At 69.8% G+C, this 11,238-nt stretch carries 9 protein-coding genes and 1 pseudogene; 2 read left to right on the top strand and 8 right to left on the bottom strand.

Annotated features, from left to right (window positions below):
• Positions 1-93: pseudogene (locus tag AB0L97_RS31570) on the top strand (ferritin); the annotation flags it as partial.
• Positions 94-133: 40 nt separating this feature from the next.
• Here AB0L97_RS31570 and AB0L97_RS31565 read toward each other — a convergent pair.
• The 4 genes from AB0L97_RS31565 to AB0L97_RS31550 all read right to left on the bottom strand — a co-directional run bounded on the left by AB0L97_RS31565 (position 134) and on the right by AB0L97_RS31550 (position 6,409).
• A complete protein-coding gene (locus AB0L97_RS31565; RefSeq protein ID WP_355078512.1) occupies positions 134-2,158 on the bottom strand; it encodes an SDR family oxidoreductase in 2,025 nt (674 codons plus the stop codon).
• 301 nt (positions 2,159-2,459) lie between these two features.
• Positions 2,460-4,163, bottom strand: coding sequence for a bifunctional metallophosphatase/5'-nucleotidase (locus tag AB0L97_RS31560; protein ID WP_364436695.1), 1,704 nt, complete (start codon positions 4,161-4,163; stop codon positions 2,460-2,462).
• 85 nt (positions 4,164-4,248) lie between these two features.
• The gene (locus AB0L97_RS31555) at positions 4,249-4,905 is read right to left on the bottom strand and encodes a biliverdin-producing heme oxygenase (protein WP_355078510.1); all 657 of its coding nucleotides are present in this window, start codon (positions 4,903-4,905) and stop codon (positions 4,249-4,251) included.
• 106 nt (positions 4,906-5,011) lie between these two features.
• Entirely contained in the window at positions 5,012-6,409 is a 1,398-nt protein-coding gene (locus AB0L97_RS31550) for a threonine/serine exporter family protein (protein ID WP_364436716.1), read from the bottom strand.
• Positions 6,410-6,669: 260 nt separating this feature from the next.
• Here AB0L97_RS31550 and AB0L97_RS31545 point away from each other — a divergent pair, with 260 nt between their 5' ends.
• Positions 6,670-7,524: an LLM class F420-dependent oxidoreductase gene (locus tag AB0L97_RS31545; RefSeq protein ID WP_364436713.1), complete on the top strand. Its 855-nt coding sequence runs from the start codon at positions 6,670-6,672 to the stop codon at positions 7,522-7,524.
• 217 nt (positions 7,525-7,741) lie between these two features.
• Here AB0L97_RS31545 and AB0L97_RS31540 read toward each other — a convergent pair whose 3' ends face one another.
• The 4 genes from AB0L97_RS31540 to AB0L97_RS31525 all read right to left on the bottom strand — a co-directional run bounded on the left by AB0L97_RS31540 (position 7,742) and on the right by AB0L97_RS31525 (position 11,231).
• Positions 7,742-7,864: a hypothetical protein gene (locus AB0L97_RS31540; protein ID WP_364436691.1), complete on the bottom strand. Its 123-nt coding sequence runs from the start codon at positions 7,862-7,864 to the stop codon at positions 7,742-7,744.
• Between the two features lie 150 nt (positions 7,865-8,014).
• On the bottom strand, positions 8,015-9,649 hold the full coding sequence (locus AB0L97_RS31535; protein WP_364436687.1) for an ABC transporter permease: 1,635 nt from the start codon (positions 9,647-9,649) through the stop codon (positions 8,015-8,017).
• Positions 9,646-10,578, bottom strand: a complete 933-nt coding sequence (locus tag AB0L97_RS31530; RefSeq protein WP_364436684.1) for an ABC transporter ATP-binding protein — start codon at positions 10,576-10,578, stop codon at positions 9,646-9,648. The genes AB0L97_RS31535 and AB0L97_RS31530 overlap by 4 nt, the downstream gene beginning before the upstream one ends.
• Positions 10,578-11,231, bottom strand: a complete 654-nt coding sequence (locus AB0L97_RS31525; protein WP_355078506.1) for a TetR family transcriptional regulator — start codon at positions 11,229-11,231, stop codon at positions 10,578-10,580. The genes AB0L97_RS31530 and AB0L97_RS31525 overlap by 1 nt, the downstream gene beginning before the upstream one ends.
• Positions 11,232-11,238: the final 7 nt, after the last annotated feature.

Below are 11,238 nucleotides of genomic sequence, written 5' to 3'. Positions count from 1 at the left end.
GATATTTCCGGCATCGATGCCGCGAAATCGCGGTTCGAGAACGCCAGGGAGCCGATCGCGCTCGCACTGACCCAGGAGAAGACGGTCACCGAGCACCGACCCGAGGTCGGTCCCACCCCTCAGTCCTGCACAGTCACCACTGCAAGCCCGGAACCACGCGCGCGACGCGCGCCGCGGGGGAGGGCAGCGCCATGAGCGGCATGATCACCGGCGCCAGCGCGGACAGCGCGCCGCCAGGCGCTTCGGCAGCGGGCGACGGATCGGCCGGACGGCGGTCCGAGCCGCCCCGCGCCGCGCGGGACTCCCCGAACAGCCGGAAGCCCTGGTGCATGATCTGACGCTTCACCGACGGCATCAGCAACTCGACCGCCTGGGCGAAGGTGCCGACGGGCGTGTCGATGCGATGCGGCCGGTCCTCGAGCGCGCGCACCACGATCGCCGCGGCCTGATCCGGATCCGGCACCGGAAGCGAGCGGTACAGGTCGGTCGGGGCGATCATCGGGGTCCGCACCAGCGGCATCCGCACCGAGGTGAACGTGATACCGGCATCCCGGTTCTCCACCGCCGCGATGTCGCTGAAGTTGTCCAGCGCCGACTTGCTCGCCACGTAGGCGGCGAACCGGGGGACCTTGGTCTGCACCGCGATCGAGGAGATGTTGACCACGTGCCCGAAGCGGCGCGCTCGCATCGACGGCAGCAGTCCCAGGATGAGCCGCACGGCGCCGAAGTAGTTCACCGCCATGGTGCGCTCGAAATCGTGCATCCGGTCGGTGGAGTTGAGCACGGAGCGGCGGATCGAACGGCCCGCGTTGTTCACCAGGTAGTCGACGTGGCCGTGGTCGTCGAGGACGCACTGCACGAGCTTCTCGACCGCTTCGGAGTCGGTGATGTCGCACGGGTAGGTATGCGCGACACCGCCCTCCGCGCGCACCGCCTCGGCGGCGGCCGCCAGGTCGTCGTGACCGCGGGCGACCATGAGGACCGTTGCGCCGCGCCGGGCGACGGCGTGCGCGGTGGCCAGTCCGATACCGGAGGACGCTCCGGTGATGAGCACGACCCGCCCGGCGAGCGGGTCACCGGTGACCGACACGCGGCCGCGCTGCGGGTCGAGGTGGTCGCGCCAGTACTGCCACAACCGCTCGGCGTAGCTGTCGAACGACGGGACGGTCAGACCGGAGCCGCGCAGCTGGGCGCGGGTCGAATCGCTGATGAATTCCGCGGAGAACGAGGTGTGCGGAGCGACTTCGGCCGGGATGCCCACCTGCTCGAGCAGGAAATCGCGCACGGTGGTGACGCCGGGGATGTGCGCGAGTCCGCTGAGCGCCAAACCGCTGCCCGGCACCGTTCCCACGCCGGTCGGGGCGCCCGCCGCGGCGGCGAGCGCGCGATACACCTCCCCGAAGGGCTGCGGCTCGGGGTTGACCAGGTGGAAGGTGCGTCCGTCCAGGCCGGGGCGACGGATCAGTTCGCTCATGGCGGCCGAGACGTAGTCGACCGGAACGATATTCGTGGCGCCGAGATCGGGCAGCGGCAACGGCAGATCGGACGGTAGCGTGGCCAGCCGCGCGATCGCGCCGAAGAAGTAGTAGGGGCCGTCGATCTTGTCCATCTCGCCGGTGCGGGAATCGCCCACGACGATCGCGGGCCGATAGACCCGCCAGCGCACGCCGCGCGCCTGGCGGACGAGTTTCTCGGCGGCGAACTTGGTGCGGTGATACGGCGAGGTCAGCTGCTGTCCGAGGTCGAAGTCCTCCTCGAAGAACTTGCCCTTGTGGTCGCCCGCCACCGCCACAGAAGACACGTGGTGCAGCACCGCGCCCAGCTCGCGAGCCAGGGCCAGCACCGAGCGCGTGCCGGTGACGTTCGCCGCGTGCGCGGTGTCCTCGTCGGCCGTCATGTCGTAGACCGCGCCCAGATGAACGATGTGGTCGGCCCGTGGCGCTTCGCACGCCAAACCGAGCCCTTCGGCGGTGAGATCGCCGATCAGCGCGTAGACCCGCTCGGCGCCGCGCCAGCCCGCCGCGATGTCGGTGAACTTGCCCAGTGACGTCTCACGCACCAGTACGTGGACGATCGCCTCGGCGTCGTTGTCCAGCAGGTCTTGCACAACCCGCCTGCCCAGGAAACCGGTCCCGCCCGTCACGATGTAAGTGGCCATCGCACTCTCCTGCTGTTCAGTCGAACCTTGTTGTCGCACAATTCATCCGGCATGCGGCAATGGATGCGGACAGCGTCGATTCGGCCCCCAGCGACAGACGTCGGGCCGAAAGTAGGAACACCTTCGTCCTGACTTATTACTCAACAGTAATCGACCGCGTGCGGCCCCGGCAAGCGATCATGACCCGTTCACCCTGTGGGACTGGTCACCGTCGGCGCAGGTCAAACGGTATGTGTTACAAAGATTTCCAGTTACCCGAGTTCTGGTCGAGTGTCCAGCAACTGGGCAGCGTCCGGTCTCGCTACTTCTTCTCGACGCGGGCGGGTGGCGTCTGCAGCGGAGGCTTGTCGCGCAGGAACGTCTCGAAGGCGTCCAAGTCGGTCGGGCCCACCGCGGTATCGGCTCCCTCGGTGAAGACGGTGAATCCGTCGCCTCCCGAAGCCAGGAAGTTGTTGGTCGTGATGCGATACGTCGCGACGGGATTCAGTGGCTGACCTGCGATACGGACGCTGTCGGCGATCACCTTCGCGCCTGTGGGGGCGGTGTCGGAATAGGCGTAGCTGATTCCCGCCGGAGACAGAATGGTCGATTTGCCGGTGTTGTTCCACTGCTGTTCCAGCAGGCGCAGGATCTGGCTGCCGGTCAGCGTGAGCGTGACGACCTGGTTGCCGAACGGTTGGACGGTGTAGAGGTCGCCATAAGTGACCGGCCCCTGCTTCAGATCGGCGCGCACGCCACCGGGGTTCATGAAGGCGGCGACGGCGGCGGCCGGACCCGCCGTGGCCGACAGCATGGAATCGGCGATCACGTCGCCCAGGGGCGAGGTGCCCGCCGGTCGCGGGTCGTGTGGGAGGGCGTTCGCGGCCGCGCCGACGACGCGGCCCGCGCGCGGCCGGGACTGCTCGGTGTAGAAATCGATCAGCGCGGTCGTCTGAGCGTCGGGTGTCACCTCGCGGGTCACCACGCGGTTGACCGCCGAGGCCTGCACGCCGTCGCCGCCGAAACGCAGCGTGACGTCGGTGACGAGCCGCCCGTACGAGGCGGCCTGGGTGATCACCTTGCCGCCGATGGTGCACACGTAGGGCTGGTGGCTGTGGGCGGTGAACACCGCCCGGACCGCGGGGTCGATCCGCTCGGCCAGTCCCGTCACGTTCGGGGTGACGTTCGCACAGCCGTTGTAGTCCAGGGCCGCGTTCCGCTCCGGCCGCTGGGAACCGCCGTCGTGCACCAGCGCCACGATCGCTTCGGCGCCCGCCGCCTTCAACTCCGGCACATAGCGATTGATCGCGGCGGCTTCGTCGCCGAAGTGGAAGCCCCGGATGCCTTCGGGCAGAACGATGCTCGCGGTTTCGGGCGTGACCGTGCCGACTACGCCGATCCGATGGCCGCCCACCTCCAGCATGGTCCACGGGCGCAGCGCGGGCGGTGGGTTGCCCTGCGCATCGATGACGTTCGCCGCGAGATAGGGAAATTTCGCGCCGGTGAAGGGAGCGCCGGGAGAACATCCGTCGAAGGCACATCCGCCTTGTTGCAAGCGCGCCAATTCCAGCACGCCGTCGTCGAATTCGTGGTTGCCGACCGCGGACGCGGCCACTCCCACGTTGTCGAGGAAGTCGATCGTCGGCTCGTCGTGGAACAGGCTGGAGATCAGCGGGCTGGCCCCGATGTTGTCCCCGGCCGCCACCACCGCGCTGGACGGATAGGCGGCCTTCAGCCGGGCGAGATGAGTGGCGAGATACGCGGCTCCGCCCGCGTCGTATTGCGCGATCCTGCCGTTGGACCCGCTCGGCGGCTGCAGATTGCCGTGCAGATCGTTGAAGCCGAACAGGTGCACCTCGTCCGGTTGCGCCGCACGCAGGTCGTTCGTCGAGATCAACGGCACGATCCCGGCCGCCGTCGAGGAGCCGGGACCGGCGCCGGGGTCGGACGTCGTGCCGCAACCCCCCACCAGACCGACACCGACAAGACCGGCAAGAACCACGGCGATGCGGCGACGCGCTCTCATATCACGACTGTCCCACGTCGGCGACGTTCGCGCACGACAGCCGAAATGCCGCCTGCCGCACGGCGATGCGCCGCGCCCGATCCCGCTACTGCGCGGCCGGGAATTCCTCGGCGAGTTCCTCGAAGACCGCGGTGTTCATCGCGAAGGCGCGCCTGCCCTCGTCGAGCACGCGGCGGCGCTCCAGGTCGTCGAGCGGCAGCCGGTCGAGCAGGGCGCGGTATTCCCGCTTGAACGCGGCGGGATTGCCGACTCCGTCGAAGACGTAGAAGCGGACGCCGTCGCCGCGATGCGGTAGGTCCCACAGCTTCTCCGCGGTGCCGCGGATGACCTGTCCGCCGGACAGGTCGCCGAGGTAGCGGGTGTAGTGGTGGGCGATGTACCCGGCGGGCCAGTCGCGCGCGCACTCGTCGATGCGTTCGGCGTAGGCGGCGGTGGCGGGCAGCGGCTCCAAGCCGGTTCGCCAGCCGGAGCCGAGCAGATGTGTGAGGTCGCGCTCGAGTTCGGCGGTGCGGGCCAGCTCGGGCCGGATGAACGGCCCGGCCACCGGGTCGTCGGCCAGCGCCGCCCACCGCTGTTCGAGCGCGCGGTAGATGAACCAGAGCTGGCCGGTGTAGCGGTGATACGAGTCGACGCCGAGCGATCCGCCGAGCATGTCGCTCATGAAGCGGGAGTTCTCCGCCTCCGCATGCTGTTGCGCGGTGGCGGTGCGGATCTGCGCCGAGAACGGTACTGCCTCCGACATGTCCGGACCACCTCACCTCACAGCGGGGCCGCCACCGAATCGCGGGCCCTGACCAGTTCGATAAGAGATTACCGGTCGGAAGTTGCGCGCGCATGCACCTCGCGGCTCAGTGCGCGGGCGTCGATCGGCGGCGGCGCCGGACGATCGGGCGGCGCAGCGAGCCGAACCGGCGCAGTATCCGCGGCCTGCGCACGGTGCGGTCGCACCATTCGCCGAGAGTCACGCCCGCCGCCAGCGCGCAGCCGATGCCGACGGCCGCGAGCAGCTGGTTGCCTCCGATCAGCAGTTCGTCGTTGAGCAGGGCGTAGAGGCCGCGGTAGACCTTGAGGCCGGGAAGCAGCGGAGTGATGCCCGCGACGGCGACGACCAGTGGCGGGGTCAGCGCGCGGCGGGCCATCAGGCCACCGGCCAGGCCGACCAGCGTCGCGGCGACGCCGGAGGAGATCACCGGGCCGAAACCCGCCTCCTGGATGAGCAGGAAGCAGATGATGCCCGCGGCGCCGCTACCCGCGGCCGCGGCCAGCGCCCGGCGTTCGGCGTAACAGGCGAGCGCGAACGCCAGGGCCGCCACCGCACCGGCCGCGATCTTCACCGGCAGGTCGGTGATGTCGCGGGTGGAGGTCAGGTACACCGGGGGCACGGTGGCGTCGACGAGATCCGCGATGCGCAGGGTGAGCGCGATACCCGCGATGATGCCGCCGGTCATCATCATCACCTCGAGCATGCGGGCAGTGGCCGTGATGGGCGCGCCGGTGATCGCGTCCTGCACCGAGCCGACCAGTTGCAATCCGCTCAGCAACACGGTGATACCGGCCGCGATGATCAGGGTCGGGTCGACGTCGATCCGCAAGCGCGCGGCGAGGCTCGCCAGCACGATGGCCGGGATCGCCGCGATGGCGCCGCCCACCATGTGCTGGAAGAAGAACGGCAGCCCGTAGCGATTGAGGACGCGATTGGTGCGGTCGATCGCCGCGGTGGTCGCGAAACTGACCGCGGCCACGAGGGCGCCGCCGCCGAGCAACGCGGCGATCGCCGCCGCCATCAGCGACCACGCCGCGGTGGCGGTCCAGCGGTGGTACGGGTGCGGCGCCGAGGTGATCGCGTCGAGTGCGGCGCGGGCCTGAACCGGAGGGACCACTTCGTGGCGGATACGGCGGGTCAGCCGGTCGACGGCGGCGAGCCGGGTGAAATCGAGGGCGCGGTAGTGCACGATCCGCATCGTGCTGGCCGGTGGCAGCGCGGCGCCGCGGTCGGCCCAGATGCGGATGGCGTCGTAGGTGACGTCGATGCTGCACCGGGACAGCCCGTAGGTGGCGGCGATGAACCGCACCGTCGTGGTGGTGTCCACCACGCCGGTGCCGGAGGCCAGCACCACTTCGCCGACCCGGACCGCGAGGTCGAGGACTTCGGCGACCCTGGCGTCGTCGGTGAGGTCGATCGGCTGCAACGGCGTGGGCGCGGTGACGATGGTGTCCGCGGTCGCCTGCCGGTCCGCGACCAGCATGCCGACGGCCTGGGTGACGACCGGAATCGGCCGGGCCCGCCGCAGGCGAAGCCCGCGACGCCAGCCGAGGTGATCCACCCGTCCGGTGGTGACATCGCCTACGGAAGTTGCCTCAGGACTCATGGAGGCGAACCTAGTCATCCGATGTCTTCTCGGCATCCGTGCGGGTCGCGGCGGGCGCGCCGGTCGCGATCACCCCTTGGTCGGACCGTCGGTTCGTGGTAGAACTTGTTCTAATTTCAGCGATGGGAGCGCGTACGGTGCGGTACGGAATCGTGTTGTTCACCAGCGATCGGGGCATCACCCCCGCGGATGCGGCGCTGGCCGCCGAGCGTGCCGGATTCGACACGTTCTATGTGCCCGAGCACACGCACATTCCGGTGGTCCGGGCCGCGGCGCACCCCCGCACCGGCGATGCGAGCCTGCCCGACGACCGTTATCTGCGGACTCTTGACCCGTGGGTCGCGCTCGGCACCGCCGCGTCCGTGACCGAGCGCATCGGCTTGTCCACCGCGGTGGCGCTGCCCGCCGAACACCATCCGATCACGCTGGCCAAGACCATCGCCTCGCTGGATCACCTGTCCGGCGGCCGGGTCAGCCTCGGCGTCGGATTCGGCTGGAACACCGACGAACTGGCCCACCACGGCGTGCCCGCGGGCAAACGCAGAACGGTGCTGCGGGAGCATCTGGAGGCCATGCGCGTGCTGTGGACCGAAGAGGAAGCCGGCTTCGACGGCGAGTTCGTCACCTTCGGCGCCAGCTGGTCTTGGCCGAAGCCGGTGCAGAAGCGCATTCCGGTCCTGCTCGGCGCGGCGGGTACCGAGAAGAACTTCACCTGGCTGGCGAAGTACGCCGACGGATGGATCACCACGCCCACCGAGGACGACCTGGACCCCAAGATCGCGGTGCTGCGCCGGATCTGGCGCGAGCAGGGGCGTGCCGACAATCCTGAGGTCATCGCGCTCGCCGGGCGGCACGACGCGCAGCAGCTGGCGCGCTGGGCCGAATCCGGGGTCACCGAAGCCGTTTTCGGACTGCCCGACCGTTCCGCGGAGGACGTCCGGGCCTACCTCACGCGCCTGGCGGGAAAACTGGGAATCGAGCACGCCGGGTGACACGCGCGGCGTGACCAACCGCGTCCGCGGATCACAACAAGGGCTCACCAGGGCACCGGCCACGACGATAGCGCCCGCCGCGACCAGCAGCCATCGTCGTCCCGGCTCCGCGCCCGCGTCGGCGACGGCCGCCGGTGCGGGGTGGTGCGCGCGCCGAAGACACCGTCCGCAAACGCCATCCTCGTAGACCGGCCCGCCCTCCTGTCGCTGACGACCGTCAGGCCCAGCCGGATCGGCACCGGCGGCGCGCGTCTTTCGTCGGCAGCACGGCGTCGGCGCCGGTGTAGCGGCCACCGCCAGGGAGCGGCGCGGCCACGTTCGGCGACCCACCGTCGGTCACGGCAAATATCCTGTCGGCCGTTCGGTGCGGCCGGGCTGTGCCCACGCGCCGGGCGCAGCGAGCGCCGCCTCAGGCAGACGGCGAGCCGAACGACCCGCTGACGAGAAGTGGCCCGCGCGAACGGGTTCGCGCGGGCCACGGAGAACGCCGTCAGCGCAGGTCGCGGCTGCGGAAGGCGGTGATGCCGACGGCGAGCAGCGCCACGGCGGTCGCGAGCAGCCACAGCAGCGGCTGCGCCTGGAATTCGGCGCCGGGCACCTTCGGCGGGTGGACGAACGGCACGAGATCGAGCATCCAGTGCGGCAGGCCGTCGAGCGAGCCGACGAAGAAGATCACCACCATGGCGCTGAGCACGCCCCACGCGACCGGTGCGAACCGCGGTGCGAGACCGTAGAGCGCGACCGCGATGCCCGTGACGACCCACACCGCGGGCACCTGCACGGCGGCGGCGGCCAGCGATTGGGAAAGTTTCGTCCCGAGGTCGCCGTCCGCCGCGCCGTAGACGATGCCGATCGCCACGCCCGAGACCAGCAATGCGGCGGCGGGGCCGAGCAGCGCGAAGCCGATGTGACTCAACGCGTAGCGGACGCGGCCGACGGCGCCGGACAGGGTGGCCTCGACCCGGGCGCTGGTCTCCTCGTCGTGCAACCGCAGGGCTGCGGAGATCGAGTAGGCGGACGCGGCCGCGGCGAGCATCGTGATCGCGTAGGTGATGAAGGACTGCTGCAGCTGCTGTGAGCCGCCCATCCGGGTGACCATGTCCCGGATGGACGCGCTGCCGTCGAGCATGTCGCCGACGCTGTTCACCGCGCCGCCGATCAGCAGGCCGTAGAGCGCGAAGCCCACCGTCCACGCCAGCAGGGTGCCGCGCTGCAACCGCCAGGCCAGCCCGAACGGACCGGACAGGATCGCCGCCGCCGTGGACGGCCCCGGACGCTCGGCGATGAGCCCGGAACCGACGTCGCGGTTGCCGAGCAACGCGTACGCGACGCCGGTGCCCAGCACCGCGAGAGCGGCGAAGAGCAGCAACACCCACCAGCGTTCCCCGGCGTACGGGCGGATCTGCAGCGACCAGCCGATCGGCGACAACCACGACAGCACACCGTTTCCGGCGTCACCGACCGCCCGTAGCGCGAACGCCGCGCCGAGTGCGCCGAAGGCCACGCCGCGCGCCACCCGCGCACCGGCGCTGACCTGGGCGGCGACCGCCGCGACGGCCGCCCAGACGATGCCGGACGCGGCCAGGGCGGCGCCGAAGGCCATCGATCCCGCGCCGGGCAGGTCGGTGCCGTAGAGCGACAGGGCGCACACGATCCCGGCGAGCAACGCTCCCGAATAGGTCATGAGCAGGGTGGCGGTGAGACCGGCGTAGCGTCCGATGCTGGTGGCGCCCACCAGTTCCGCGCGGCCGGTCTCCTCCTCGACCCGGGTGTGCCGGATCACCGTGAGCACCGTGGCGATGGCGATCATGGTGTACATGGCGCCTGCTTTCCAGGTGCCGATCGACCCGAGCGCGGAGCTGAACACCGGGCCGTACATGGCGATCAGCGCGGGACTGTCGGCCGTGGTCCGCGCGAAACTGTCCAGGGACGCTTGGTCGTCGTACAGACCCTTGATGCTGGCGACCTGGAACGCGGGCATCAGGCCGATGAGCAGCGTCCACAGCGGCAGCACGATCCGGTCGCGCCGCAGGTACAGCCGCAGCAATCGCCCGGTGCCCGCGAAGTCGCCGGACACGCCGAATGCCCGCGCCGCCGTGGCGCGGCCGGCGATGGCGGTGGTCATGCTCGCACCTTCTCCCCGGTGGCCGCGCCGGAGTCGGCGCCGTGGCCGTCGACGTGGTAATGCCGCAGGAACAGCTCCTCGAGCGTGGGCGGCGTGCTGGTCAGGCTGCGCACGCCCGCGTCGCCGAGCACCCGGATGAGCTCGCCGAGGTGCTCGTTGTCGACCTGGCAGCGCAGCGTGTGGTTATCGAGTTCGATATCCTCCACGCCCGGGATGCGGCTCAGATCGCCCGCGTCGCCGGTCAATTCGGCGGTGATCGACGTGCGCGACAGGTGGCGCAGATCCGACAGCGACCCGCTCTCCACCGTGCGCCCGGCGCGGATGATGGTGACCCGGTCGCAGAGCGCTTCGACCTCGGACAGGATGTGGCTGGACAACAGGACGGTCGCGCCGCGCTCTCGCGCCTCGTGCACACACTCCCGGAAGACCTGCTCCATCAGCGGGTCCAGCCCCGAGGTCGGCTCGTCGAGCAGCAGCAGCGGCGCGTCGGAGGCCAGCGCGGCGACCAGCGAGACCTTTTGGCGGTTGCCCTTGGAATAGGTGCGCGCCTTCTTGCGAGGGTCGAGATCGAAGCGCTCGATCAGCTCATCGCGCCGCTTCTCGTCGAGACCGCCCCGCATCCGGGAGAGCAGATCGATGGTCTCCCCGCCCGACAGCGACGGCCACAACGTGACATCGCCTGGCACATAAGCCAATTCGCGGTGCAATGCGACCGCGTCGGCCCACGGGTCGCGGCCGAACAGTCGAGCCTGCCCGCCGGTGGCGCGCAGGATGCCGAGCAGTACCCGGATGGTGGTGGACTTGCCCGCGCCGTTGGGGCCGAGAAAGCCGTGGATCTCGCCCTCGGTGACGGTGAGGTCGAGGCCGTCGAGCGCGGTGACGTGACCGAAAGTCTTGCGCAGATCGCGGACTTCGATGATGTCGGACATCACTTCTCCTTGGTGAATGTGTCCAAGATCGTGGGATCGGTGAGCAGCCCTTGGGTGTAGAACTCCAGGGCCGGTGGGGTGAGTTCTTCGCTGAGTTCGCGAATCGCTTTGCGATAGTCGATCGTCTCGTCGCGGTGCTGGCGCATCTGCATGTACAGCATGGTCGCGCCGACGTTCAGCATCATCAGGTATCGGGCGCGCGCCGCCGGGTCGCGGCTGGGTTTGATCCTGCCCGCCTCGACCGCCTTCTCGAGGTATCCCTCGGCATCTGCGGCCATGTGCTCGAACAGTGATTCCGCCATCGGTCCGCCTGCCTGCAGGCTACGCACCATGTAGGCGACCAGCGGCGCGTACGACTCGATCTCGGCCAGGGCGTCGAGCATGCCCGCCTTCATCGACGACGCGGTGATCGCCTTGACCTTCTCGTCGCGGATCAACTGCAGCACCCGGTCGTCGCAGGCGGCGCGCAGGCCGTCCTTGGACCCGAAGTGATGGTTGACCAGGCCGGGGGAGACGCCGGCGGCGGCGGCGATCTTGCGGACTCCGACCTGGAATCCGTGTTCGCCGAACACCTCGATCGCGGTATCGCGAATGCGCGCCGCGGTGCTCAGATCGTCGGCGGATCCTTGCGGAACGGGCTGTTGGTTAAACACATGTTCA

The organism is Nocardia sp. NPDC051911, from assembly GCF_040681035.1.
GTDB classification, from domain to species: domain Bacteria; phylum Actinomycetota; class Actinomycetes; order Mycobacteriales; family Mycobacteriaceae; genus Nocardia; species Nocardia sichangensis.
Note: the sequence above shows the minus strand (reverse complement) of the source record. Positions and strands in the feature narration are given on the sequence as shown.

What these genes read in the sequence shown, in the direction of transcription:
- AB0L97_RS31560 (WP_364436695.1), bottom strand. Translation starts at nt 4,163, where the DNA reads ATGAGAGCGCGTCGCCGCATCGCCGTGGTTCTTGCCGGTCTTGTCGGT.
- AB0L97_RS31555 (WP_355078510.1), bottom strand. Translation starts at nt 4,905, where the DNA reads ATGTCGGAGGCAGTACCGTTCTCGGCGCAGATCCGCACCGCCACCGCG.
- AB0L97_RS31550 (WP_364436716.1), bottom strand. Translation starts at nt 6,409, where the DNA reads ATGCTGGTCGCGGACCGGCAGGCGACCGCGGACACCATCGTCACCGCG.
- AB0L97_RS31535 (WP_364436687.1), bottom strand. Translation starts at nt 9,649, where the DNA reads ATGACCACCGCCATCGCCGGCCGCGCCACGGCGGCGCGGGCATTCGGC.
- AB0L97_RS31530 (WP_364436684.1), bottom strand. Translation starts at nt 10,578, where the DNA reads ATGTCCGACATCATCGAAGTCCGCGATCTGCGCAAGACTTTCGGTCAC.
- AB0L97_RS31565 (WP_355078512.1), bottom strand. Translation starts at nt 2,158, where the DNA reads ATGGCCACTTACATCGTGACGGGCGGGACCGGTTTCCTGGGCAGGCGG.